This is a genomic window from Shinella curvata, assembly GCF_022899935.1.
Lineage (GTDB): Bacteria > Pseudomonadota > Alphaproteobacteria > Rhizobiales > Rhizobiaceae > Shinella > Shinella curvata.
Genome location: NZ_JALJCJ010000002.1, coordinates 185,893 through 208,780, shown reverse-complemented (window position 1 = coordinate 208,780; position 22,888 = coordinate 185,893). Strand labels below are relative to the sequence as shown.

Here is a 22,888-nt window from a genome sequence, read left to right as displayed (position 1 = left end):
CTTCGACGTGACGATCATCAATAATACGCCAAAAAGTGGAGCAAACTACCAGAGACTCCGCTTCCTGCCGCCGATGATGTCGGCTACCGTTAACTCCAGGTAAACGTCTGTGACTGCCGTTTCGCAAGTCGCCAAACGTGCAATTACGATGTTTCCAGAGGTGACGGCCATGACGGCCTATTCCCGCGCCTCGCCAGCCGACTGCCTGGAGCATCGGTTGTCCCTCTCTGGACCAGACCGCATGGCACTAAAAGCGACGACCCATTCCGCCCAGCTCGCCTCCGTAGCCGAGATCATCGGCATCAATCCAAGCGAGCTGGAGAGCGCCTTCGTGTGTGAAGAATGGAGTGCGGAACTTGCAACCGGCGTCGTGCGGCTAGGACCGGAAACAGCAAGCCTGCACGGAATTGGCAGCAGCCCCTGCGGTATCATGGACCTCATTCGCCTGTACGATTCCGCAGACCTTTCCAAGGTGCTGCAAGCGCTCGAGGACGCGGCAACGTCGCCCAGCGTCTTCACCTTTTCCACGACGCTGCGTCCAGGGCCTGGCCTCTATCGCCCGGTCTTCTGTTTCGGCCAGTCCGATACGGTCGATGGCACGAGCGGCATGATCCGCGGCACTTTCGCGGTGGCGCGGCTCTGTGTGCGCATGGGCTCAAGGCCGGAAGCGTTGAACTGACCCCTTCCCTTTTATGGGGCGCGCACCTATCTCTCGTTTCATGAGGCAGGTTCTGTTCCTATTCGCCATTCTGGGCGCGCTCTTCTCCGGCTGGCTGCCGGCGATGGCGGCGACGCTCAGTGTCGGCCAGCCTGCCGGCGTGCATGCCATGCATGACATGAACGGCAAGGACGGCGGTGGTGATCATGGCAAGACCAAGCCGATGGCTCACCCCGTCGCCTGTTCCGCCTGTTTTGCGATAGAGGCCGAACGGATCGAACCCGCCGGGCGCCTGCTTGTGCTGTCGGAACACACGCCTGCCCTACCGCCGGCCCTTGCCGGCCTTGCGCTGCGGCCGCTTAATCCCCCTCCCCGGGCCTGAACAGACCGAGACATTTCCCCTCACTCTGTTCAGAACTGGAAAAGACAATGAACGCAAAGACCCTGTTTCTTGGCGCAGCCCTTTCGCTCGCCTTTACCCTGCCTGCAATCGCCCAGGAGGCCGATCATTCCGCCCATCAGGGCATGACGATGGACGCGCCGGCCGAAAGCAGCAGCCCCTCCACGCAGGCTTTCATCGATGCCAACGCGAAGATGCATGCAGCCATGGCCATCGACTTTACCGGCAATGCCGACGTCGACTTCGTGCGCGGCATGATCGCCCACCATCAGGGGGCGATCGACATGGCGAAGGTGGAACTGGAGCACGGCAAGGATGCCGAGATCCGCAAGCTGGCGCAGGACGTCATCACCGCCCAGGAGGGCGAGATTGCGATGATGAAGGAATGGCTGGCAAAGAACGCCAAGTAACGCTTGACGAAAGCCAAGTCTAAAAAGGAAGGCCCGCCGGGAAACCGGCGGGCCTTTCAGCAGGATCGTTCAGACGCTGCGCGGCAGCCTATTCGCCGGGCGGAAGTGCTCTTTGGGCCGCCGAGGCCTCGACAAGCGAAGCCGCGATGACGCGGGCCATCAGAAGACTTGTTTCGCGAAGTTCGGTGTTGCTGCCGCTGCGGGCGGTCCGGATGAGGCGAAAGCCTTCCCGAAGCATGATTTCCTGAGCCTTGTCGCAGGCCCAGTTTTCAAGACGAGAATCGTCGAATGCGGATGCTTTTGGCGCCATGTGTCCCCTCATGCCAAATCATTCAGCACAAAGCGGCTCATCACGACTACGCACGCGCAGGTCGCCCCCAGAACTTTCGATGTATGATAATGCCGCTTGAGATCAAGCTACATGATTCGTTGTAGAATCAAAGATATATTTGTGTCGGCATCCCTAGAATTAGGGACGCGAAAGGCTATTTCTCTTCGCTTCGACTTCCGGACGGCAGAAACAACCCTCGACATGGTCGTTGACGAGACCCATCGCCTGCATGAAAGCGTAGACGGTGGTGGGGCCGACGAAGGTCCAGCCGCGTTTCTTCAGGTCTTTGGACAGGCGTACGGAGGTGGGCGTCGTGGGATTGGCGACGATGACGTCCCACTCCACGCGTTCGGGCCGTTCCTGCGGCGTCGGCTCGAAGCTCCAGAAATAGCGGGCGAGCGTGCCGAATTCCTCACGCAACGCCTGTGCGCGGCGGGCATTGTTGATGGTCGAGACGATCTTGCCGCGGTGCCGTACGATGCCGGTATCGGCAAGGCAGCGGGCGATGTCCGCGTCGTCGAAAGCGGCGACCTTGTCAAAATCGAAGCCGGCGAAGGCTGAGCGAAACGACTCGCGCTTGCGCAGGATCGTCAGCCAAGACAAGCCGGACTGGAAGCCTTCGAGGCAGATTTTCTCGAAGAGCCTGATATCGCTGGTAACGGGATGTCCCCATTCCTCGTCATGGTAGCGGCGATAGTCGTCCAGATTGCCGTGCCATGCGCAACGCGTGCGCCCATCGTCGCCGTCCAGCAGTCCCCGTACCGTCATCATCGCCTCCGTTTTCCTTTTGTTCCGCTTTACCACTCGTCAACCACATTTGGAAAGCCGGCAATAACCCTACTCAAAGCTTTATCGGATCGATGCATGTTTCATGAACGGTCGTTTACCATTCGCTTCATCGGAGGGTGCAAGCATTTGCCCGAACCGGCGCCGCAATGTTTTCTAGCGGCGCAGACCGGCGACGATCAGTAGCGAGTACGTCCGATGTTGATACGAATGTTTTTGGCGACCACCCTTCTTGCCACGACGACAGTGGCCCATGCCAATGACCGGTATATAAGCAAGCCACCCATCATCATCAGCCCCGACCTCACCGCCCCCTGGGTGATGCAGCTGACCGGCGAAGGCGTGCAGCCGGCCGTCAGCACGCGCCGCGTCATCCAGCGCCAGCAGGTGCAGCAGCGCCGCGTCATCCGCCGCGAAAACGCCGCCCGCGTCGAGCAGGTCTCGGCCGGCGGCCAGGCGCGCAACGCCATCAAGTCGAAGTTCGACCCGATGTACCTGCCGCAGACCGTGTCCTACGAGACGGAGCACAAGGCCGGCACGATCGTGATCGATACCAACAACCGCTTCCTCTATCTCGTGCTCGGCGACGGCCAGGCGCGACGCTACGGCGTGGGCGTCGGCAAGCCGGGCTTCGAATGGGCAGGCGCCCACAAGATCACCCGCAAGGCCGAATGGCCGACCTGGACACCGCCGCAGGAAATGGTCGCCCGCGAGGCCGCGAAGGGCCATTACCTGCCGGCATCCATGGAAGGCGGCCCGGAAAACCCGCTCGGCTCGCGCGCCATGTATCTCGGCTCGACGCTCTACCGCATCCACGGCACGAACGCGCCCTGGACCATCGGCTATGCGGTCTCGTCGGGCTGCATCCGCATGCGCAACGAGGACGTCGTCGATCTCTACGACCGCGTCGCTGTCGGCACCAAAGTCATCGTGATCTGAGACAAACGTCGGCTGAAATCGAAACATCTCCGGCTGTCCCGCAGCCGGAGATGTTTGCGTTCATGGCCGCCCCTTCGGCAACAGAACGAAGAAAACCGCCCTCCCATTCGTCTTCCTGCGGGAAAGCCGACTTGAAATCGGTCAAAACTCGGCTAGCCTCGCGGCATCAGGGATTGAGAGGGAATTCACCATGCGGAAATATGCACCGATCTTGCTGGCAGCGACGATCGCCGCCACGGCGGTCATGCCGGCGACCTCGGCAAGCGCCTTCCCCGGCGCGCTCAAGACAAGCCAGACTGCAACGACATCCGACGTCACGCTGGTCGTCCAGCAGAGCAAGAAACAGGTGGCGCAGAAATACAAGCGCACCAAGGTGCGTTTCGTCACCGACCAGGCGCCCGGCACCGTCATCGTCGATACCAACAACAAGTTCCTCTATTATGTCGAAGGCAACAACAAGGCGACGCGCTACGGCATCGGCGTCGGCCGTGACGGCTTCGGCTGGTCGGGTGTGGTGAAGGTCGGCCGCAAGGCGGAATGGCCGAGCTGGACGCCGCCGGCCGAGATGCGCCGTCGTGAGGCCAAGAAGGGCCGTATCCTGCCCGTCGTCCAGGAAGGCGGGGAGGACAACCCGCTCGGCGCCCGCGCGCTCTACCTTTACAAGGGCGGACGCGACACGATCTTCCGCATCCATGGCACGAACCAGCCCTGGACGATCGGCCAGAACATGTCGTCTGGCTGCATCCGCATGATGAACAAGGATGTGGAGCATCTTTATTCGCGCGCCGATGTCGGAACCAAGGTCGTGGTCGTCGGCCCCGGCAACCGCCAGGGTGCGGTCAGCTACAACGACAAGGGTGTCGATTTCTTCGGCAATCTCTTCGGCTTCGGCGGCTGAATCAGCCGCAACAGTCAATGTTTTCGATGCCGGCCTAGTGCCGGCATCGTCGTTTCAGCCGGCCGAGCAGGATATCTTGCCGGTGCGCCTGACCGCCTCGTCGAACTTTTCGCCCTCGACCTTCAGCGTGTAGGTCCCCTCGAAGTTCATGCCCTCTTCGTCCACCGTCGTCAGCATGACGAAATCGAGGGCCGCAAACGGCTGGTTCTCGCCGGACTCGGCATGAACAAGCAGGCGCAGCTCGCCATCGTGCAGCCAGTGATGCGTCAACGAAGACTGGTCGAGTATCACCTTGTCGAGCCCCTTCTGGGCAAGATCGGTGGGAAGCGCCAGCGTGCCGCGGAAATTCAGGATGCCGCCAAGGCTGTAGCTGAAGCCCGCTTCGGCTTCGAACGAGACGTTCTTGTCCTTGACCGCGCAGTTGAAACCGCCGGTGGCCAGAGCGGGCGACGAGAGGGCGGCGAGGGTGGCGAGCGAAAGCAGAATGCGGCGCATGGAGATCTCCTGACGGGTCGATGCCGCTCCTGTAGCAGGGCAAGCGGACTGCGGCTGTTCCCGATGTGACAGGGCTCAGGAAAGCACGGCCGGCTTGTTCCCGCCATAGGCCCAGTCGAGCAGTTCCACCGTATGCAGGATGGGAATCTCTGTTCCGGTCGCAATCTGCGTGATGCAGCCGATATTCCCCGTCGCGATGAGGTCCGGCTTCGTCGCCTCGATGTTCTTGACCTTGCGCGCCTTCAGCTTGCCGGAGATTTCCGGCTGCAGGATATTGTAGGTGCCGGCCGAACCACAGCAGAGATGCCCCTCCGCCGGATCGCGCACGACAAAGCCCGCCTTCCTGAGCAGTATCTTCGGCGCCAGCGTGATCTTCTGGCCATGCTGCATGGAGCAAGCCGAATGATAGGCGACCGTCAGGCCCTTGGCCTCCTGCTCCCGCAGGTCGAGTGTTGCGAGATACTCCGTCACGTCCCTGGCGAGCGCGGAAACGCGGGCGGCCTTCTCCGCATAGGCCGGATCGAGACGCAGCATGAAGCCGTAGTCCTTGATCGTGGTGCCGCAGCCCGAGGCCGTGATGATGATCGCATCGAGCCCGCCCCTCTCGATCTCGCCGAGCCAGATATCGACATTGCGGCGCGCCGCTTCCAGCGCTTGCGCCTCACGACCCATATGGTGGACGAGCGAGCCGCAGCACACCTCGCCCGCAGGCGCCACGACCTCGACGCCGAGCCGTGTCAGAAGCCGGATCGTCGCCGCGTTGATCTCCGGCTTCAGCACGGGCTGAGCGCAACCGGACAGGATCGCGACGCGGCCGCGGCGCTCGCCGGCGGCCGGATGCATGCCGGGCCTTGCCGTGGCGGATGCCTTCGCAAGGTTACGCGGCGCAAGGTCCAGCATTACGCCAAACGGTTCCAGCGGTTTGAAGCGTTTCAGAAGGCTCGCAAAGGGCCGGCCAAGGCTTGCAGCCTTCAGTGCCAGGCGGAAACGACCCGGATAGGGCAGCGTAGCGGCAAGCAGGGCGCGTGTCAGCCGATCCCAGAACGGGCGCTTGTAGGTGGCCTCGATATGCATGCGCGCGTGATCGACCAGATGCATGTAGTCGACGCCGGAGGGACAGGTGGTCGTGCAGGCAAGACAGGAGAGACAGCGGTCGATATGCGTCACCACCTCGGCGTCGGCGGGGCGGTCATTCTCCAGCATGTCCTTGATGAGGTAGATACGTCCACGCGGACTGTCGAGCTCGTTGCCGAGCGTGACATAGGTGGGACAGGTCGCGGTGCAGAAGCCGCAATGCACGCATTTGCGCAGGATCTTTTCCGATGTCGCGACATGGGGATCGGCAAGCTGCTCGGCGGTGAAGTTGGTTTGCATCGGATGATCCTTCTCAGCCGACCATCGGGGATATGAACAGCCCGGCCGGATCGAAGCTCGCTTTCACCCGCGCCTGCAGCGCCGTGATCGTCTCGGCCTGCGGCTGGAACGCCTGCATTGCGGCCAGCACCTCCGGTCGGGCCCTGAGAAGCGTCGCATGCCCGCCACCGACGGCTTTGATGTAGCGGCGGAGCAACGCGGCCTCGGGATCGGCCTCCATGCGCAGCCAGACGAGCCCGCCCTGCCAGTCGTAGAAGGCATCGACGCCGGTCTCGAGGCGCAGCGCCGCAACAAGCTGCTGACCGGCAACGGGCGCGACGGAGACGCGCCAGAGCGGACGCGGCGTGCCGTCGGCATAGGGCGCGCCATCGCGGATTTCGCGCCAGAGACGGCGTGTCCCCTCGGCTTCGAGGTGGGAGACGGCGCCGAAGCGGGTCATGGCGGCGATGAGCTTTTCGCTGCGCACGGCGACGGAGGCGGCAAGGCCCTCAAGACGCAGCGCGGTTACCGCGCCCTGCGGCAGTGCCCCGCCGGCAAACCGGCTTCGGACGCTCTCGGGCAGATGCGCTGCGCCCGACACCTCCACAGGCATCGACATGGCCGTCGCCATGGCAGCGGCGGCCTCCGCATCGTTGAGATCGGAGATGATGACCGTGACGGCGGTTTCCGGCACGGGCAGCAGGCGGAAGGTGACTTCCGTCAGGAACGCCAGCGAACCATGCGAGCCGGCGAGCAATTTGACGAGATCGAGGCCGGTGACGTTTTTCATCACCCGTCCGCCGGCCTTCACCACTTCGCCCCTGCCGTTGACGAAACGCACGCCGAGCAGGCTGTCGCGCGCAGCGCCCGCCACGAGACGGCGTGGACCGGAGGCATTCGTGGCGAAGACGCCGCCGATGGTGGGAATGCCGGAGGTGCCAAGCACACCGCGCAGGTCGTTCGGCTCGAAGGCAAGCATCTGGCGCTTCTCGGCAAGGGCGGCTTCCACCACCTCCAGCGGCGTGCCGGCGCGGGCGGTCATGGTCATTTCGGCCGGGTTGTAGGCGACGATGCCGTTGAGCCCGCGCGCCGAGAGCACGTCGGCACCGTCAGGCAACCCGTGCAGGCTGCGCGTGCCGCCGCCGCGGATGACGAAAGGCGATTTCGAAAGGGCAGCCACCTGGACGAGACGGCTGGCGGCCTCCTCGGAAAGCGGTTCGTGGATCGGTGTCATTAGGCGGGGCGCCCTTCGAGCGGGAAGACCTTGGAGGGGTTGAGCAGCCATTGCGGATCGAAGGCGGCGCGCACCGCCATCTGCTGGGCGAGGTCGGCATCGCCGTATTGATGGCGCATCAGGTCGCGCTTCTCGATGCCGACACCATGCTCCCCGGTCAGGCATCCGCCGACATCGACGCAGAGTTTCAGGATTTCGTTGCCTGCGGCTTCGGCCCTGGCGGCATCCTCCGGGTCGTTGGCATTGAACAGGATGAGCGGATGCATGTTGCCGTCGCCCGCATGAAAGACATTGGCGACGCGCAGGCCGTATTTTTCGACGATCTCGGCTGTGCCGCGCAGCACGGCGGGCAACTGGCCGAGCGGCACGGTGCCGTCCATGCAGATATAGTCGGCGATGCGGCCGGTCGCACCGAACGCGGATTTGCGGCCTTTCCAGATGAGGGCCGCCTCCGTCGCCGACTGGCTTTCCTTGACGACCTTCACACCATGCCGGCCGGCGATCTCGATGATGCTGGCCAGCATCGCCTCCATCTCCGCCTCCGAGCCTTCGACCTCGACGATCAGCAGCGCTTCGACATCCATGGGATAACCGGCATGCGCAAAAGCCTCGCAGATTTCGATGGCCGGCTTGTCCATGAATTCGATGGCGACGGGGATGATACCGGCACCGATGACGTCAGCAACGCAGGCGCCTGCCTCCTCCGAACTGTCGAAGCCGAACAGAACGGGGCGCGCGCCCTCGGGCTTGGCGACGAGACGGACGGTCGCCTCCGTGACGATGCCGAGCTGGCCTTCGCCACCGCAGACGACGCCAAGCAAATCCAGTCCGCCGGCATCGAGCGCCTTGCCGCCGAGTTCCACGATGGTGCCGTCGATCAGCACCAGCTTGACGCCGAGCAGGTTGTTGGTCGTCACGCCATATTTCAGGCAATGCGCGCCACCGGAATTCATGCCGATATTGCCGCCGATCGTGCAGGCAAGCTGCGAACTGGGATCGGGCGCGTAAAAATAGCCGTCGGCCGAAACCGCTTCGGAAATCGCGAGGTTGGTGACACCGGCCTGCACGACCGCGGCGCGGTTCGCGAAATCGACCTCCAGGATGCGCGACATCTTGGAAAGGCCGATGACGACGGCATCCTCCTGCGGGATGGCGCCGCCCGAAAGCGAGGTGCCAGCACCGCGCGGCACGACGGGCACGCCGTAGCGGTGGCAATATTTCATCACGGCCGCGACCTGCTGGGTCGTCTCCGGCAGGGCGACGGCGAGCGGCAGGCGGCGATAGGACACGAAGGCATCCGTCTCGAACGGCACGAGCTCGCGCGGCTCATGCACGAGGCAGCCGCGCGGCAGGAGGTCGAGAAGGTCGGCAACGATCTCGCGACGGCGCGAAAGCACGGCCTGCCGCGACTCAAGAAACCCGATCTGATCCATCCCTTCACCTCCACGCTCAAGTGGTCTGTTTTCTTTACCACTTCCTATTGCAAGGCGCAAATGCTAAGCATTTTGTCCGCTTCGGCAACAATTGGACGCGACTGAATGACAAACCTCGGCGATCTCGAAATCTTCTCTCGCGTGATCTCCATGGGAAGTATGTCGGCAGCAGGGCGGGCACTCGGTCTATCCCCGGCGGTGATCTCCAAGCGCGTAAAAAGACTGGAGGAACGCCTCGGCACAAGGCTTTTCCAGCGTACGACGCGGCAAATTTCCCTGACGGAGGCCGGCCAGGGTTTTTACGAGCGCATCGTCGGCATCCTTGCGGGCATCGAGGAGGCAGAGTCCTTCGTTTCCGGCCGCTCGGGCGCCGTGCGCGGCACTTTGCGCATTTCCGCACCGACCTCCTTCGGCCGGATGCATATCGCGCCCAATCTCAAGGGCTTCATGGACGCCCACCCCGAGCTTACCGTGAACCTCCTGCTTACCGATGACTTTTCCGATATTGTCGGCGGGGGCTTCGATCTTGCCATCCGGATCGGTGAATTGTCGGATTCCTCGCTCGTCGCCCGCCGGCTTGCCCCGGTTAGGCGCGTGTTGTGCGCGTCCCCGGCCTATATTGCCCGCCACGGCACGCCGGCCACGCTGGAGGACCTGGCGGATCATGTCTGCCTGCCGCCGCATACACAGGACGTCTGGCGGCTCGAAGGCCCGGAAGGCGGCGTCACCTATCGCCCGCAGGGACCGCTCTACACCAATTCGAGCGAAGTGGTGCGCGAGGCGGTGTTCTCCGGCATGGGCATCGCGCTTCGCTCCACCTGGGATGTCGGCCCGGCGCTGAAGACCGGCGGCCTCGTGCAGGTGTTGCAGCAATACGAGGGATCGCGCAACGTGGTCCTGTCGGCCGTCTATCCGAGCCGGCAGTTCCTGCCGGTCAAGGTGCGGCTGTTCATCGATTATCTCGCCGACCTCTACGGCGCCCTGCCCTATTGGGAAGGGTGACGCGGACGAGCAAACGGAGGACCTTATGCGTGGTAAAACAGCCGTGATCGTGGCCCTCGTCGGGCTTGCCCTGCCCGTGGCAGCGGTGGCACAGCCGCTCGACCCGCTTCTCGCGGGCTTCGACGATGCCTGCAATTACACCGACGCGCTTGGTGACCTGCTCCAGTCGACCTACGCCTTCGCGCGAAAGCAAGGCACGGTCGCCATCCCCGAAGGCTACGAGTCCGTGTTCGGCAAGCCCGCCGTCCAGTCGGTGGACGAATACCTGCACATCACATTGCCGGTGCTGGACGGCACCTGGCGCAACGTGCCGGTCAAGGAGATCGAGGTCTATATTACCGAACTCGAAAGCGGCTTCAGCTCACATACCGTTGTCTTCGCGACGAACGCGCTGAAGCAGGCGGAAGCGGCGTTCAAGGAACGCGGCGCGGCAGCACAGAAAAAGCTCGCCAGCCAAGACGAAGCCGAATTCGGTTGGCAGACGGGCTTTGCCGTCCGCGACGGCGCGCCGCGCTACGAGTGCGACCTCTCGACGTAACGCCCCAGCGAAATCTAATGCTTGTCCTCTTCAGCATGCCTGTTGCGGATCGCGCGGACGAGCAACCACATGCCGACGATGACGAAGGGCACCGCGATGCCGGTCAGCGTCTCCGGCTTCACCTCCAGCCCGAGGCCGTGCGCCGCTTTCGCCACATAGCCGAAGAGGCCGATGACATAGTAGGAGATCGCGGCGACCGAGAGGCCTTCGACGGTCTGCTGCAGACGCAGCTGCAGCTTGGCACGTCGGTCCATCGAATTCAGCAGCGTCGTATTGAGCTGTTCCAGTTCCACGTCGATCCAGCTGCGCAACAGCGCCGTCGCCCGCGCGAGTTTGCGTGACAGGTTCGCCTGCCGTTCCTCGACCGATTGACAGGTGCGCATGGCCGGCGCCAAGCGACGCTCGAGGAAGAAACCGAGCGTTTCGTAGCCGGGCACGGCCGTCTCGGCGAGCGTGCGGATACGCTCCTGCACGATGCCGTAATAGGCGCGGCTGGCGCCGAACCGGTAGAGGCTGAGCGCGGCATTCGCCTCCAGCTCGGCGGCAAGACGGGTGATCTCGGTCAAGAGTTCGTCAGCCTTGTCGCGGGCGTGCTGCTTCATGGCATTGGTAATGCCGGTCAGCCCGTCCTCGATGCGCCGGATGTCGGGCGACAGCGACTGGGCAAGCGGCAGACCCATCATGGCGAGCGTGCGGTAGGTTTCAATGTCGAGCAGGCGCTGGACGAGCGCGCCGCGCCCGGCCTCCGTCATGCCGCGATCGATGACGAGGATCTGCGTCAGCCCGTCGCCGTCCTGGCGAAAGTCGGTGAGCACGACGCCCTGGCCATTCTTGATCTCGCTGTAACAGAGGCTCGTCGGGTCGAAGCAGGCAATCGCCTCGCGGGTGTCAGGCGTATCCGGGCGGATTTCCAGCCGAATGCCGGAAATCAGCGTACCGGGTGGCGAAAAGCTGTCGCCGAACGGGTGGACAGGCACTTCACCGCCGAACTTCTCCGGCACCGGGCCGTCCCAGAAATAGGTCGAGAATTCCGTATGCCGCTCCCAGCGCAGCGTGCCCTGCCCCCAGCTCAGCGCATGATGGCTGGAGTCGCGCCCCGGCGGCGAGATGCCGCGCGAACGTGACAGTTCGCCCATCACGGCATGATCGACCGCCGAACCACCCTCGGTCAGGAAGGCAAGCTGGAAGATCACGCGCGGCGACGGCACGAGCGCATACGGTCGCGAATGTATTTCCCCGAGCGCCTGCGCACGCGCAGTCGCCTGCGGAAAGGCGAAGCTTCCCTTACCCATGTTCCGCACTGCCCCCCTTCGTGCAACAGCATAGTCTTAACAAATGTCAGGCACCGAGAGATAGGGCGCATTGACGCAGGCCATCGGAATAGAGTGGACAAGATTATTGACCAGTTTCCGCGCCGATTGATACACTTGCGGAGTGACCGAAACGCCGTTCGACCTTTTTGCCCGCATCAGCCACAGCCGCACCGCCGACGAGGTCGTGCGGCAGATCGAGCTTTTGCTGCTCGAAGGCGTCTTGCGCGACGGCGACCGGCTGCCCGGCGAACGCGAGCTTTCCCGGCGATTAGACGTGTCGCGTCCGATCCTGCGCGATGCGCTGAAGGAGCTGGAAAATCGCGGATTGCTGATCAGCCAGCACGGCGACGGCACCTATGTCGCCGACATCATCGGGCAGGTATTTTCCCGTCCGGTCGTCGATCTCATCGCCCGGCACCAGCGGGCGACGGAGGACTATGTCGAGTACCGGCGGGAGCTTGAAGGCATCACCGCCGAGCTCGCCGCCCGCCGCGCCACAGAATACGACCGGCAGATGCTGACCCGCATCATGCAGGCGATGCGCGCAGCCCATCAAAGCGGCTCATTCGACGCAGAGCTCGAGGCCGACGTGGAGTTGCACAACGCAATCGGCGAAGCCGCGCACAATATCGTCCTGCTGCACACGCTGCGCGCGTGTTACCGGCTGCTGGCGCAGGGTATCTTCTTCCACCGCCATCTCGTCTTCTCCTCCGAAGAAGCGCGCGGCCACCTCCTTGCGCAGCACGAGGCGATCTATGCGGCCGTCATGGCCGGCGACGGAAATGCGGCCAGAAAAGCCGCCCAGGCGCATATGGACTATATCGCCGTCGCAATCCGCGATGCCGAACGCAGTGGGGAATGGCAGAGAATTTCGCAACTGCGCATGCAAAAACGCGGTTCCCCCCCACAAGCCTGACTTGCGCCGCAAATCTCACGCAAGCATGATGGTCGATAAACGACTCGGCAGCTTTGTGCCGCAAGAGGAACAAAAAGACCTTGAACATTCTCAACCGCCTCGCCAGTGACGTCCAGCTCATGTTCCGCAGACCGTGCAAGGAACAGTATGGCGCGCTGTGCTATCGGCTGAAGAAGAAGAATTCGGCGGTCGAAGTCCTCCTCATCACCAGCCGCGACACCGGTCGCTGGGTCATCCCCAAGGGCTGGCCCATGGATGGCAAGAGCGCAGCGGCGGCCGCCGCCCGTGAAGCCTGGGAAGAGGCCGGCGTGAAGGGCAAGGTCGCCGATGAATCGATCGGCAGCTATCGTTACATGAAGGGCATGCCGGAAGGATTGAAGGTCGATTGCCGCGTGCGCGTCTTCGCGCTCGAAGTGGACGACATCAGCAAGAATTTTCCGGAAAAGGGCGAGCGCCGCGCCGAGTGGGTCGACTGCACCGAGGCCGCCTCCCGCGTACACGAGCCAGGCCTCAAGGCGCTGCTTCTTGCCTTCGAGCAGAAAATCCTCTCTGGCATCAATCCCCCGGCCAAAAACGGCACGACCGGCGCCCAATAGCGCATATCATCATATTGCCGCCGATGCCCTGAGGCGATACTGCCTTTTGGCAATTACGGAGCAGCATGAATGGCGAATTCTCAGGTCCGGCTACGCAAGCCGACGCTGGACAAGGATCTGGAAAAACTGACTTTCACCGAACAGGCCACGCACTTCGTGCTGCGGTCCTGGACGGGTGTCGGCATTGCCCTGGTCTTCCTCTTGATCGCCATGGCCGTCGCCAACACCTATGCCACCGGCACGCCTGGCGTCCTCGTCGTCGCCGTCACCGCGGCGCTGGCCGCTTACATGGCCATGAATATCGGCGCCAACGACGTGACGAACAATGTCGGCGCTGCCGTCGGCGCGCGCGCCATGAGCATGGGCGTGGCGCTCATTATCGCTGCCGTCTTCGAAATCGCAGGCGCGCTTCTGGCCGGCCAGGGCGTTGCGCAAACCGTCGCGTCGGGCATCATCGATCGGGCCTTGTTCCCCAACCCCGACGTCTTCGCCTGGGCAATGATGGCGGCCCTTATTTCCGCAGCCCTGTGGATCAACATCGCCACACTCGCCAATGCGCCGATCTCCACCACCCATTCCATCATCGGCGGCGTCATCGGTGCGGGTGCAGCGGCAAGCGGCTTCCACAGCGTTCAGTGGGACGCCATTGCCGTGATCGTCGTCAGCTGGACCGTCTCGCCGATCCTCGGCGGCGTGATCGCGGCAGCCTTTCTCTATTTCATCAAGGAATTCATTATCTACCGTGAGGACAAGATCGAAGCGGCCAAGACTTGGGTTCCCGTGCTCGTCGCCGTCATGGCCGGCTCCTTCGCGGCTTTTCTCGTCAATGGCGGCACGAACGGCTTTTATGATGTTCCGATCGGCAAAGCGCTCCTCATGGGCCTCGGCTTCGGCATCGCCACCTATGTCGTCACCCGCCCGATCGTTCGCCGCACAGCGGACGGACTCGACAATCGCAACCAGTCGCTGCGCACGCTCTTTCGCATTCCGCTGATCTGTTCGGCAGCGCTGCTCTCCTTTGCCCACGGCGCCAACGACGTGTCGAACGCCGTCGGTCCGCTCTACGGCGTCGTCTCCGCACTGCGCTCCGGCAGCGGCGGCGAGGCGGTTATTCCCCTCTGGGTGATGGTCATCGGCGCCTTCGGCATTTCGCTCGGCCTGCTGCTGTTCGGCCCGCGCCTCATCCGCATCGTCGGTAACGAGATCACCAAGCTCAACCCGATGCGCGCCTTCTGCGTGGCGCTGTCCTCCGCCGTCGCCGTGCTAACGGCCTCGGCGTTTGCCATTCCGGTTTCCTCCACGCATATCGCCGTCGGCGCGGTTTTCGGCGTCGGTCTCTTTCGCGAATGGTACACACGCAATTCCCAGCGCCGCATCGATTACATCCGCAGCCGCGGCAACGGCATTGCACCCGAGGAACCGCCGGCGAACCTCGACGAGACACGTCGGCGCTACCTCGTGCGCCGCTCGCATTTCATGACGATCATCTCGGCCTGGATCGTGACGTTGCCTGTCTCCGCGATGCTCTCGGCCCTCGTCTTCCTCGCGCTCAACGCACTCTTCACCTGAGATCAAGATCATGCGTGCCAATTACCGGATGCAGCGGCTCTTCGTCGGCGGCGCCCTTGCCGCGGGCCAGGCCTTCGAGGCCTCGAAGGACCATTTCCACTACCTCACCAATGTGCTGCGCATGGGCGACGGCGATGCGGTGCTGCTGTTCAACGGGCGCGACGGCGAGTGGCATGCCACGCTGTCGCTGCCGACCCGCAAGCGCCTGCTTTTGACGCCGACCGAACAGACCCGGCCACAGCCGGCGCCCTCGGACCTGCACTATCTCTTCGCGCCCCTGAAGGTCGGCCGGCTGGATTATCTCGTGCAGAAGGCCGTCGAGATGGGGGCAGGCGTGCTGCAACCCGTCATGACCCAGCATGTGCAAGGCAAGATCACCAGCATCGAGCGGCTGGAGGCGAATGCGACCGAGGCTGCGGAACAGTGCGGCATCCTTGCCATCCCCACCGTTGCCGCGCCGCGCAAGCTGGACGACCTGCTTGCCGACTGGCCGCACGAGCGCCGCATCATCTTCTGCGACGAGGGCCATGGCAGCCAGAACCCGCTGCCGGTGCTGCAAGGCATCAAGGAGCGCAAGCTGGCCCTGCTCGTCGGGCCGGAAGGCGGGTTTTCCGACGAGGAACGCACGTTGCTGCGCAATCTCGATTTCGTCACGCCCATTCCGCTCGGCCCGCGCATCCTGCGCGCCGATACGGCGGCGGTCGCGGCCATGGCGGTCATCCAGGCGGCGATCGGCGATTGGCATTAGGCAATTTTGCGTCGGGGCCGATGCACAAGGAAGATTTTTCCTGAAAAGTCGAATGGGATTTTTTGAATCTGCCTTGAAAGGAATTCGCTTGCACCGCATCTATTTCCGGTCCAAGCACCCTCCCATGCCCGACGTTCCGCCGGGCGCCATCCGTTCAGAAGAAGACGCCCATGGCCCGTGATACCACCGACCAGACGCCGATCCGCACCGTCGCGGACATGGCGGAATACCTCGCCGACGGCAACAAGCCGAAGGAAAGGTTCCGCATCGGCACCGAGCACGAGAAATTCGTCTTCTTTACGGCCGATAACAGTCCCGTTCCCTATTTTGGCGATGCCAGCATTTCCGCGCTGCTGAACGGCATGCAGGAAAAGACCGGCTGGGAGCCGATCATCGACGCCGGCCACATCATCGGTCTTGCCGAACCCTCCGGCATGGGCGCGATCTCGCTAGAGCCCGGCGGCCAGTTCGAGCTTTCGGGCGCGCCGCTCGAAACGCTGCACCAGACCTGCAAGGAATCCAACCAGCACCTCGCAACGCTGCGCGAGATCGCCGAGCCACTCGGCATCCGTTTCCTCGGCATGGGCGGCAGCCCGAAATGGACGTTCCCCGAAACGCCCCGCATGCCGAAAAGCCGCTACGACATCATGACCCGCTACATGCCGAAGGTCGGCAGCCAGGGTCTCGATATGATGTATCGCACCTGCACGATCCAGGTGAACCTCGACTTCTCCTCGGAAGTCGACATGCGCCGCAAGATGCAGGTATCGCTGAAGCTGCAGTCCATGGCGACTGCGCTCTTCGCCTCCTCGCCCTTCACCGACGGCAAGCCGAACGGCCTGCTCTCCTGGCGCGGCGACATCTGGCGCGACACCGACAACAACCGCGCCGGCCTCATCCCGTTCGCCTTCAAGCCGGATTTCGGCTTCGAGAACTATGTCGAATGGGCGCTCGACGTTCCCATGTATTTCGTCGTGCGCGACGGCAAGTATCACGACTGCACCCACGTCACCTTCCGCCAGTTCATGAACGGCGCGCTGAAGGGCGAGATCGCGGACTACGAACCCAATATCGGCGACTGGACCAACCACCTCTCGACGCTCTTCCCGGATGTGCGCTTGAAGCGCTTCCTTGAAATGCGCGGCGCCGATGGCGGCCCGTGGCGCCGCATCTGTGCCCTGCCGGCCTTCTGGGTCGGCCTGCTCTATGACGACGGCGCGCTCGATGCCGCCGAAAGCCTGACGCGCGATTGGACGGTCGAGGAAGTCTCCGCATTGCGCGATGCGGTCCCCGCACAAGGCCTCAAGGCCGACTTCCGCGGCAAGCCGCTGATCGACGTCGCCCGCGAAGTGGTTTCGATCTCGCGCCAGGGCCTCGCCGCCCGCGCCCGCCTGAATGGCGACGGCGTGGACGAGACGATCTTCCTTGCCCCGCTGGATGAAGTGCTGGCCAAGAAGGCGACGCTCGCCGAGGACATGCTGGCGCTCTACAACGGCCGCTGGAACGGTTCCGTCGAGCCGGTCTTCACGGACTACCAGTACTGAGCATCACGCCAAAAAGCGGTTTGCGTGGATAGAATTCCCGTTATAGTGCAGGCACATGCATGTGCCTGCAGAGCATTTCCAGCTGAAGCGTTACCGCTTCGGCCCGGACAATGCGATAACAAAAAATCAGAGCATTTCCACGGCCCGCGGAAACGCTCGGGGGGAAGGACACCAAAATGCTTTCGCTTTACGACATGATGATGCAGGCGCAGAACGGCAATGCCGTGGAGACCATGGCACGCCAGTTCGGGCTTGCGCAGGAACAGGCCGCCAAGGCCGTTGCCGCGCTGATGCCGGCCTTTTCCGAGGGCTTCAAGCGCAACGCCGCCAATCCCTATGACATGGCGGCCTTCATGACGGCGCTGACCACGGGCGAACACGCCAAATATTTTGAGGACGTCTCCAAGGCTTTCACCCCGCAGGGCCTTGCCGAAGGAAACAGCATTCTCGGCCATCTCTTCGGCAACAAGGATGTGTCCCGCGCCATCGCCGACCAGGCGGCGCAGATGACCGGCATCGGCCAGGAAATCTACAAGCAGATGCTTCCGGTCATGGCGAGCACGCTGATGGGCGGCATCTTCAAGCAGTCGTTTGCGCCGTTCTTCCCCGGCGCGGGCGCTGCGCAGGCCAATCCCTTCGCCGACATGATGCAGCAATGGGCTGAGGCGACGGGTTTTGCCAAGAAGCCGGAGCCGGTGAACCCCTTCACCGACAATCCGTTCACGCAGGCCGCACAGGAATTCTTCGGCAAGAAGAAGGACGAAGCGCCCGCCAATCCCTTCACCGACAACCCCTTCGCCAAGGCGTTTCAGGACATGATGGGCAGCATGGCCGGCCAGCCGACGGCAAGCGAAAAGGCTGCGGCCCCAGAGGCAACACCGGCGGCTTCGCTGAAGACTCTCGTCAACACCATGTTCGACACCGGTCTCGACATGCAGAAGGACTACCAGCGCAACATCGAATCGATCTTCGAGACGATGCGCAACGGCATGGACACGACCGGCCAGAAGGGCTGAGGCTTACGCCGCAGCCCGCGTGCGGCCCGCCTCGGCCGGCACATTGAAGCGTTCAACAATAGCGGCGAGCGAGCGGGTGTCGCCCGCAAGGCCGGACATGCCGGCCGCCGTTTGCGAGACCGCCTGACGGTTCTGCGCCGTCACCTGCTCCATCGCATTCATCGAGCGGCTGATATCGCCGAGGCTGGACGATTGCTGGTTCGCGGCGGCGGCAATCGAATGGATGTGGTCGTTGATGCGCGTCACCTGCTCGGCAATGCCCGACAAAGCCGCACCGGTCTGCTGCACGAGATCGACACCCTTGGCCACCTCGACGCCCGACTTGGTGATCAGCGCCTTGATGTCCTTGGCGGCATTGGCCGAACGCTGCGCCAGTTCGCGCACCTCCTGCGCGACGACCGCGAAGCCCTTGCCGGCTTCCCCTGCCCTTGCCGCTTCCACCCCGGCATTCAGCGCCAGAAGGTTCGTCTGGAAGGCGATCTCGTCGATGACATTGATGATGCTTGAGATTTCGCGCGACGCGCCTTCGATGCGCTCCATCGCGGATACCGCATGCGAGACGACGCGGCCGGACAGGTCCGTGCTGCCCTTGGCCTCCGTCGCCATGCGCGAGGCCTGATCGGCGCGCTCGGTGGAGCTGCGGATCGCCTGCATCATCTGGCTGACGGCTTCGGTCGTGCGCTCCAGCGCCTCGACCTGGCTTTCCGTACGCGCGGCGATGTCGCGGGTGGCGGTATCGACATGGGCGACCTTGCCGTCGATCGAGCGGGCATTGTAGGAGACGGCGGCGATGGTTTCGGCAAGGCGGCGCACCGAGGTGTTGAAATCGACGCGTAGCTCGTCCAGCCCTTCGGCGAATTCATGCTGGATGACGGTGGAGAGGTCGCCGGCGGAGAGGCGTTCCAGCGCGGCACCGAGCGTTTCGACGGCATCCTGCACCTGCCGCTCCTGCTCGGCCTTGGCCGCTTCCTGCGCCTGCTGTTCGCGGGCGGCATGATCGCGGTTTTCGGCCGTCGCACGTTCCAGCGCTTCCTTTTCCAGCACGGCGGCACGGAAGACGGCGACGGAGCGCACCATGTCGCCGATCTCGTCGGCACGGTTTTCCTTCGGCAGGGCAATGTCGGTGTTGCCGGCGGCAAGCTCCGTCATCGCCTTCACCAGCTGGTGGATCGGCCGCGTCAAAGCGCGGGAGAACAGAATGGCTGCCAGAATGGCAAGGCCGATGATTGCCGCCGTGAGACCCAGCACGATAAACGTGCCGCGCATCAGGCCGGCCGTGGCTTCAGCCTTCGACATCTTGGCGATGACAGACCATTCGGCGCCGCCGAAGGACAACGGCGAGGCTGCGGCATAGAGATCCGCGCCGGAGGCATCCTTGATGACGCCATAGGTTTCGCTGCCGACCGGCAGGCCGGCGATATCGAGGCGGATCTGCAAGGCATCGGCTTCCGGTGTGCGGGCGGAATCGGTCAGCACCGTGCCGTCGCCGCGCACCAGCACCGTTTCACCGGTCTCGCCAAGGCCCTTGCTGTTGCCGAAGATGGCGTCGATCTTGGCGTTCGGCACGCGGATCGCCATGATGCCGAGCGTACGGCCGTTCATGGTGATGGGCGCGGCAGCGAAGGCGGCCGGTGCGCCGCCAAGTGCGGCATATTCGGAGAAATCCGAGAAGACGATCTTGCCCGGCTCCTTCAGCGCCATGGCATCGTTGAACGCAGCCGTCAGGCCGCTGTCCTTGTAGGGACCGGTCAGAACGTTCGTGCCGAAGTCCTCGGCCTTCGACACGGAATAGAGCACGTTGCCCTTGGGATCGATCATGTAGAGATCGGCATAGCCCTGCGATTCCAGGTGCTTGCGGAAGGTGACGTGATACTGCTTGTGCGAACGGTCGAAATTGTCCTTCTTCGCGGTATCGAGCAATGCGCGCTCGCCCGGCGGGTTCGGATTGTTCTTGATGTAACGGTCATGCAGTTCGCCTGCCGGGTCCTTGCCGAGAGCGCCCCAGGCGCCGGCAAAGCCGTAGAAGGCCTGCGTCGTCGGCATGGCCGAGGCAAGGCTGATCAGATCGAGCTTCATGCCGTCGAGATAGGCGCGCGCCTCGTTGCGCCGGCCATCGGCCGTCGCCTCCAGCTTCTGCATCACTTGCCCGGTGACGGTTTCACCCGACACGACCAGCGACACGGCGCTGGCGGCGCCGATGGAAAGAAGCGTGAGCACGGCAGCAGCAAGGGGCAGTTTACGCGAAATCCGCATGGCGATCCGTCCAGCAACAAGGTGTTGGTCCGGCTCATCCGGATCGGCAGACAGCATCATGCCCGCGAACGTGGTTTTCGCGGCTGCCAGCTGAACGGTAGCCGAGCGGGGTTTACCTTAGGTAAAGTGGATCTGGCGAGAAATGAATGAAAAATGCCCGACGCGGACCTTGGGAGTCGCACGCCGGGCAAGCGGCAGGGTTATTGGCTCTCACCCTGCGGGGAAGTCAAACAATTCCAGCAAACGCGTGAGGCGGTTTTGCGTCCGGAATTGCATCAATGCTGTGGCGCCACCCCGGGAGCCAGGCTGGCACCATCGAAAATCAATCCAGACGGCCGCTGCGCAGGTGACGACGGGCGCGTTCGCGCGAGGCGATCGTCAGATGCAGGCCGGCATCCGTGAAGAAGGATGCGGCGCGGACGTCCTGAACGTCGCTGCGGCACAGCCCCATATCGTAGAGCTGGTGGTCGTCGAGTTCATTCAGGCGGTTGATCACGCGACGGTTCTGCCATGCGCGGACAAATTTGGCGGCGGCATTGCTGACGCGGGCAAAGAGGTTCGGGGCCGGACGGCGCGTTGCGAGGATATCGATTTCCATCTTGCGGTCGATCATGCGCATGGCATTTCTCCTTTCCGGCTCGGCGATCCATCGTCCTTCGATGGGGCTTCGCAGACGCCCGTGATCATTCGCCGCTCACAGGGTTTGAGCGGCGGTTCAAAAAATAATGGTTGAAGAAGAGCCGTCCGGCGGAGGTCGGAGCTGGACGGCATATCCCGTCGAGCGATGGATCAACTTGAGACCTATCGTTCAACAATTGCTTTTTCGCAGAATCTCATTGATCAGTCCAACGAATGTTTCTAATAGTATCAATCAAACAATCTTATGGGTGACTTTATGTCCGCTCCGCTAGACATCGACCAGCTGCAGACCTTCGTCGCGATTGCCGATACCGGAAGTTTCACGCGCGCGGCCGAGCGGGTGTTCAAGACCCAGTCAGCCGTTTCCATGCAGATGCGCCGTCTGGAAGAACGCATCGGCAAACAGCTCTTCATGAAAGACGGGCGCGGCAACCGCCTGACCGCCGAGGGCGAGCGCCTGTTGAACTACGCGCGCCGCATGCTGCGCCTCAACAACGAAGCGATCGCCGCCTTCGACGACAACCGCCTGGAAGGCATGTTGCGTATCGGCACCCCGGATGACTATGCCGACCGCTACATGCCTGAGATCATCATGCGGTTTGCGAAAACCCATCCGAATGTCGAGCTCTACATCGTCTGCGAGCCCTCGGTGGACCTCGCGGAGAAGATGGCCAAGGGCGAACTTGACATCGCGCTGGTGACACACAATCCGCGCCAGCGCCATTCGGACGTGGTGCGCACCGAGCCGCTCTGCTGGGTGATGTCGGCCAATCATCCGCTGCCGGAAAACGCGCCAGTGCCGCTTGCCGTGGGGCGGCGGGATTGCCAGTGGCGGCAGATCGCCTGCGCGGCGCTCGATTCCGTCGGGCGCGACTATCAGGTTCTGTTCACCAGCTGGTCCTCCACCGTCGTCGCGGCGGCGGTAATGGCCGGCATGGCCGTCTCGGTGCTGCCGGAATCAGCGCTGCGACCCGGCATGAAGGTGCTGACGCAGGCGGACGGTTTTCCGCCGCTTGCCCCCGTCCAGATCGGCATCATGCGCCGGCCGGGCCTTTCGCCGTCGCTGTCAAATGCCATCACCAGCCACATCACCGCCTGCCTCGACAACATCACGCCGTTGGCGGCGGCCGATGAGCTGCCGGAGGCGGATGTTAAAGTCTTCCCGCGCGTGGCGCGCCTGCGGACCGGGAATATCCTGCCGGGATGGTAACGCAGCTGCCGCTGGACGGCGTTCCCCTCGTCAAGTCCGGCCCGACCGGCGTGACGATCCGCCCTGTACGCGACGCCGATGTAGAGGCGCTGCGCCAGATCGAGCGCTCGGCCGCGCAGGCTTTTCGGCTGATCGAAGCCTTTTCCTGGCTTGCGGTCGGCGAGGTGCAGAGTGCGGAGGTGCATCACGCGCTCCTTGCGGCCGGAACGAACTGGGTGGCCGTCGATGATGGCGATCATCCGCTCGGCTTCCTGAGCGCGGAGATTTCCGGCCGGGACCTGCATATCTGCGAAATCTCCGTCGACCACCTGCATCAGGGTTTCGGCATCGGCCGCAAGCTGATCGCATACGCGATCGACAGCGCAACGCGGCAAGGCCTCGAGGCCGTCACGCTCACCACCTTCCGCACCATTCCCTGGAATTGCCCGTTCTACGAGCGGCTCGGGTTTCGCATGCTGGAGGAGGAGGCACTTTCGCCGCGCCTGCGGGATCTGCTCGATCTCGAGGATGCCCACGGTCTGCGGCGCGACACGCGCTGCGCCATGCGGCTCGACATCACCACGCCATAAAAAAACCCGGCATGCTGCCATGCCGGGGGTCCGTTCTA

General features: G+C 63.3%; 24 protein-coding genes. 15 read left to right on the top strand and 9 right to left on the bottom strand.

Annotation, left to right across the window (positions count from 1 at the left end):
• The first annotated feature begins 169 nt into the window (after positions 1–169).
• Genes MUU55_RS06980 through copM form a run of 3 tightly spaced genes read left to right on the top strand, consistent with a single transcriptional unit; the run spans position 170 to position 1,468 of the window.
• On the top strand, positions 170–679 hold the full coding sequence (locus MUU55_RS06980) for a hypothetical protein (protein WP_244760065.1): 510 nt from the start codon (positions 170–172) through the stop codon (positions 677–679).
• A 40-nt stretch (positions 680–719) separates the two neighbouring features.
• Complete coding sequence (locus tag MUU55_RS06975; protein ID WP_244760064.1) at positions 720–1,040, top strand: hypothetical protein; 321 nt, start codon at positions 720–722, stop codon at positions 1,038–1,040.
• A gap of 47 nt (positions 1,041–1,087) precedes the next feature.
• Entirely contained in the window at positions 1,088–1,468 is a 381-nt protein-coding gene (gene copM, locus MUU55_RS06970) for a CopM family metallochaperone (RefSeq protein ID WP_244760063.1), read from the top strand.
• A gap of 88 nt (positions 1,469–1,556) precedes the next feature.
• Here the strand turns inward: copM and MUU55_RS06965 are convergent, their stop codons facing one another.
• Together MUU55_RS06965 and MUU55_RS06960 are read right to left on the bottom strand one after the other, a co-directional pair.
• On the bottom strand, positions 1,557–1,778 hold the full coding sequence (locus MUU55_RS06965) for a hypothetical protein (protein WP_244760062.1): 222 nt from the start codon (positions 1,776–1,778) through the stop codon (positions 1,557–1,559).
• Between the two features lie 159 nt (positions 1,779–1,937).
• Complete coding sequence (locus MUU55_RS06960; protein WP_244760061.1) at positions 1,938–2,567, bottom strand: DNA-3-methyladenine glycosylase I; 630 nt, start codon at positions 2,565–2,567, stop codon at positions 1,938–1,940.
• Between the two features lie 216 nt (positions 2,568–2,783).
• Here MUU55_RS06960 and MUU55_RS06955 point away from each other — a divergent pair, with 216 nt between their 5' ends.
• Together MUU55_RS06955 and MUU55_RS06950 are read left to right on the top strand one after the other, a co-directional pair.
• The gene (locus tag MUU55_RS06955; protein ID WP_244760060.1) at positions 2,784–3,524 is read left to right on the top strand and encodes a L,D-transpeptidase; all 741 of its coding nucleotides are present in this window, start codon (positions 2,784–2,786) and stop codon (positions 3,522–3,524) included.
• Positions 3,525–3,714: 190 nt separating this feature from the next.
• Positions 3,715–4,422 (top strand): L,D-transpeptidase, encoded by a 708-nt coding sequence (locus MUU55_RS06950; protein ID WP_244760059.1) that lies wholly within the window; start codon positions 3,715–3,717, stop codon positions 4,420–4,422.
• 54 nt (positions 4,423–4,476) lie between these two features.
• Here MUU55_RS06950 and MUU55_RS06945 read toward each other — a convergent pair whose 3' ends face one another.
• The 4 genes from MUU55_RS06945 to MUU55_RS06930 all read right to left on the bottom strand — a co-directional run bounded on the left by MUU55_RS06945 (position 4,477) and on the right by MUU55_RS06930 (position 8,937).
• The gene (locus MUU55_RS06945; RefSeq protein ID WP_244760058.1) at positions 4,477–4,917 is read right to left on the bottom strand and encodes a hypothetical protein; all 441 of its coding nucleotides are present in this window, start codon (positions 4,915–4,917) and stop codon (positions 4,477–4,479) included.
• A 75-nt stretch (positions 4,918–4,992) separates the two neighbouring features.
• Positions 4,993–6,291: a glycolate oxidase subunit GlcF gene (gene glcF / locus MUU55_RS06940; protein ID WP_244760057.1), complete on the bottom strand. Its 1,299-nt coding sequence runs from the start codon at positions 6,289–6,291 to the stop codon at positions 4,993–4,995.
• Between the two features lie 13 nt (positions 6,292–6,304).
• Positions 6,305–7,504, bottom strand: a complete 1,200-nt coding sequence (locus MUU55_RS06935) for an FAD-binding protein (RefSeq protein ID WP_244760056.1) — start codon at positions 7,502–7,504, stop codon at positions 6,305–6,307.
• The gene (locus tag MUU55_RS06930; RefSeq protein ID WP_244760055.1) at positions 7,504–8,937 is read right to left on the bottom strand and encodes an FAD-linked oxidase C-terminal domain-containing protein; all 1,434 of its coding nucleotides are present in this window, start codon (positions 8,935–8,937) and stop codon (positions 7,504–7,506) included. Before MUU55_RS06930 ends, MUU55_RS06935 begins: the two co-directional genes overlap by 1 nt.
• 105 nt (positions 8,938–9,042) lie before the next feature.
• On the opposite strand from MUU55_RS06930, the gene MUU55_RS06925 reads away from it, so the two are divergent.
• Together MUU55_RS06925 and MUU55_RS06920 are read left to right on the top strand one after the other, a co-directional pair.
• Positions 9,043–9,939, top strand: a complete 897-nt coding sequence (locus tag MUU55_RS06925; RefSeq protein WP_244760054.1) for a LysR family transcriptional regulator — start codon at positions 9,043–9,045, stop codon at positions 9,937–9,939.
• A gap of 25 nt (positions 9,940–9,964) precedes the next feature.
• Entirely contained in the window at positions 9,965–10,477 is a 513-nt protein-coding gene (locus tag MUU55_RS06920; protein WP_244760053.1) for a hypothetical protein, read from the top strand.
• A 14-nt stretch (positions 10,478–10,491) separates the two neighbouring features.
• Here MUU55_RS06920 and MUU55_RS06915 read toward each other — a convergent pair whose 3' ends face one another.
• Positions 10,492–11,769, bottom strand: coding sequence for a DUF3422 family protein (locus MUU55_RS06915; RefSeq protein WP_244760052.1), 1,278 nt, complete (start codon positions 11,767–11,769; stop codon positions 10,492–10,494).
• 142 nt (positions 11,770–11,911) lie between these two features.
• Between MUU55_RS06915 and MUU55_RS06910 the strand changes: the two genes are divergently transcribed.
• The 6 genes from MUU55_RS06910 to MUU55_RS06885 all read left to right on the top strand — a co-directional run bounded on the left by MUU55_RS06910 (position 11,912) and on the right by MUU55_RS06885 (position 18,179).
• Entirely contained in the window at positions 11,912–12,706 is a 795-nt protein-coding gene (locus tag MUU55_RS06910; protein ID WP_244760051.1) for a FadR/GntR family transcriptional regulator, read from the top strand.
• An 80-nt stretch (positions 12,707–12,786) separates the two neighbouring features.
• On the top strand, positions 12,787–13,302 hold the full coding sequence (locus MUU55_RS06905; RefSeq protein WP_244760050.1) for an NUDIX hydrolase: 516 nt from the start codon (positions 12,787–12,789) through the stop codon (positions 13,300–13,302).
• Between the two features lie 69 nt (positions 13,303–13,371).
• Entirely contained in the window at positions 13,372–14,871 is a 1,500-nt protein-coding gene (locus MUU55_RS06900; protein WP_244760049.1) for an inorganic phosphate transporter, read from the top strand.
• A gap of 10 nt (positions 14,872–14,881) precedes the next feature.
• Positions 14,882–15,619 (top strand): 16S rRNA (uracil(1498)-N(3))-methyltransferase, encoded by a 738-nt coding sequence (locus tag MUU55_RS06895; protein ID WP_244760048.1) that lies wholly within the window; start codon positions 14,882–14,884, stop codon positions 15,617–15,619.
• 170 nt (positions 15,620–15,789) lie between these two features.
• Positions 15,790–17,163 carry a glutamate--cysteine ligase gene (locus tag MUU55_RS06890; RefSeq protein WP_244760047.1) on the top strand — a complete coding sequence of 458 codons (1,374 nt, stop codon included), beginning with the start codon at positions 15,790–15,792 and terminating at the stop codon, positions 17,161–17,163.
• 176 nt (positions 17,164–17,339) lie between these two features.
• Positions 17,340–18,179, top strand: a complete 840-nt coding sequence (locus MUU55_RS06885) for a DUF937 domain-containing protein (protein WP_244760046.1) — start codon at positions 17,340–17,342, stop codon at positions 18,177–18,179.
• 3 nt (positions 18,180–18,182) lie between these two features.
• Here the strand turns inward: MUU55_RS06885 and MUU55_RS06880 are convergent, their stop codons facing one another.
• A complete protein-coding gene (locus MUU55_RS06880; protein ID WP_244760045.1) occupies positions 18,183–20,432 on the bottom strand; it encodes a methyl-accepting chemotaxis protein in 2,250 nt (749 codons plus the stop codon).
• A 322-nt stretch (positions 20,433–20,754) separates the two neighbouring features.
• Entirely contained in the window at positions 20,755–21,051 is a 297-nt protein-coding gene (locus tag MUU55_RS06875) for a DUF1127 domain-containing protein (RefSeq protein WP_244760044.1), read from the bottom strand.
• A 276-nt stretch (positions 21,052–21,327) separates the two neighbouring features.
• Here MUU55_RS06875 and MUU55_RS06870 point away from each other — a divergent pair, with 276 nt between their 5' ends.
• Entirely contained in the window at positions 21,328–22,281 is a 954-nt protein-coding gene (locus MUU55_RS06870; RefSeq protein WP_244760043.1) for a LysR substrate-binding domain-containing protein, read from the top strand.
• Positions 22,275–22,850 carry a GNAT family N-acetyltransferase gene (locus tag MUU55_RS06865; RefSeq protein ID WP_244760042.1) on the top strand — a complete coding sequence of 192 codons (576 nt, stop codon included), beginning with the start codon at positions 22,275–22,277 and terminating at the stop codon, positions 22,848–22,850. The genes MUU55_RS06870 and MUU55_RS06865 overlap by 7 nt, the downstream gene beginning before the upstream one ends.
• The last annotated feature ends 38 nt before the right edge of the window (positions 22,851–22,888 follow it).

Bases quoted from the DNA above. Each gene is read 5' to 3' on its own strand.
- MUU55_RS06980 (WP_244760065.1), top strand. From the start codon at position 170: ATGACGGCCTATTCCCGCGCCTCGCCAGCCGACTGCCTGGAGCATCGG.
- MUU55_RS06975 (WP_244760064.1), top strand. From the start codon at position 720: ATGAGGCAGGTTCTGTTCCTATTCGCCATTCTGGGCGCGCTCTTCTCC.
- copM (WP_244760063.1), top strand. From the start codon at position 1,088: ATGAACGCAAAGACCCTGTTTCTTGGCGCAGCCCTTTCGCTCGCCTTT.
- MUU55_RS06965 (WP_244760062.1), bottom strand. From the start codon at position 1,778: ATGGCGCCAAAAGCATCCGCATTCGACGATTCTCGTCTTGAAAACTGG.
- MUU55_RS06960 (WP_244760061.1), bottom strand. From the start codon at position 2,567: ATGACGGTACGGGGACTGCTGGACGGCGACGATGGGCGCACGCGTTGC.
- MUU55_RS06955 (WP_244760060.1), top strand. From the start codon at position 2,784: ATGTTGATACGAATGTTTTTGGCGACCACCCTTCTTGCCACGACGACA.
- MUU55_RS06950 (WP_244760059.1), top strand. From the start codon at position 3,715: ATGCGGAAATATGCACCGATCTTGCTGGCAGCGACGATCGCCGCCACG.
- MUU55_RS06945 (WP_244760058.1), bottom strand. From the start codon at position 4,917: ATGCGCCGCATTCTGCTTTCGCTCGCCACCCTCGCCGCCCTCTCGTCG.
- glcF (WP_244760057.1), bottom strand. From the start codon at position 6,291: ATGCAAACCAACTTCACCGCCGAGCAGCTTGCCGATCCCCATGTCGCG.
- MUU55_RS06935 (WP_244760056.1), bottom strand. From the start codon at position 7,504: ATGACACCGATCCACGAACCGCTTTCCGAGGAGGCCGCCAGCCGTCTC.
- MUU55_RS06930 (WP_244760055.1), bottom strand. From the start codon at position 8,937: ATGGATCAGATCGGGTTTCTTGAGTCGCGGCAGGCCGTGCTTTCGCGC.
- MUU55_RS06925 (WP_244760054.1), top strand. From the start codon at position 9,043: ATGACAAACCTCGGCGATCTCGAAATCTTCTCTCGCGTGATCTCCATG.
- MUU55_RS06920 (WP_244760053.1), top strand. From the start codon at position 9,965: ATGCGTGGTAAAACAGCCGTGATCGTGGCCCTCGTCGGGCTTGCCCTG.
- MUU55_RS06915 (WP_244760052.1), bottom strand. From the start codon at position 11,769: ATGGGTAAGGGAAGCTTCGCCTTTCCGCAGGCGACTGCGCGTGCGCAG.
- MUU55_RS06900 (WP_244760049.1), top strand. From the start codon at position 13,372: ATGGCGAATTCTCAGGTCCGGCTACGCAAGCCGACGCTGGACAAGGAT.
- MUU55_RS06895 (WP_244760048.1), top strand. From the start codon at position 14,882: ATGCGTGCCAATTACCGGATGCAGCGGCTCTTCGTCGGCGGCGCCCTT.
- MUU55_RS06890 (WP_244760047.1), top strand. From the start codon at position 15,790: ATGGCCCGTGATACCACCGACCAGACGCCGATCCGCACCGTCGCGGAC.
- MUU55_RS06885 (WP_244760046.1), top strand. From the start codon at position 17,340: ATGCTTTCGCTTTACGACATGATGATGCAGGCGCAGAACGGCAATGCC.
- MUU55_RS06880 (WP_244760045.1), bottom strand. From the start codon at position 20,432: ATGCGGATTTCGCGTAAACTGCCCCTTGCTGCTGCCGTGCTCACGCTT.
- MUU55_RS06875 (WP_244760044.1), bottom strand. From the start codon at position 21,051: ATGCGCATGATCGACCGCAAGATGGAAATCGATATCCTCGCAACGCGC.
- MUU55_RS06870 (WP_244760043.1), top strand. From the start codon at position 21,328: ATGTCCGCTCCGCTAGACATCGACCAGCTGCAGACCTTCGTCGCGATT.
- MUU55_RS06865 (WP_244760042.1), top strand. From the start codon at position 22,275: ATGGTAACGCAGCTGCCGCTGGACGGCGTTCCCCTCGTCAAGTCCGGC.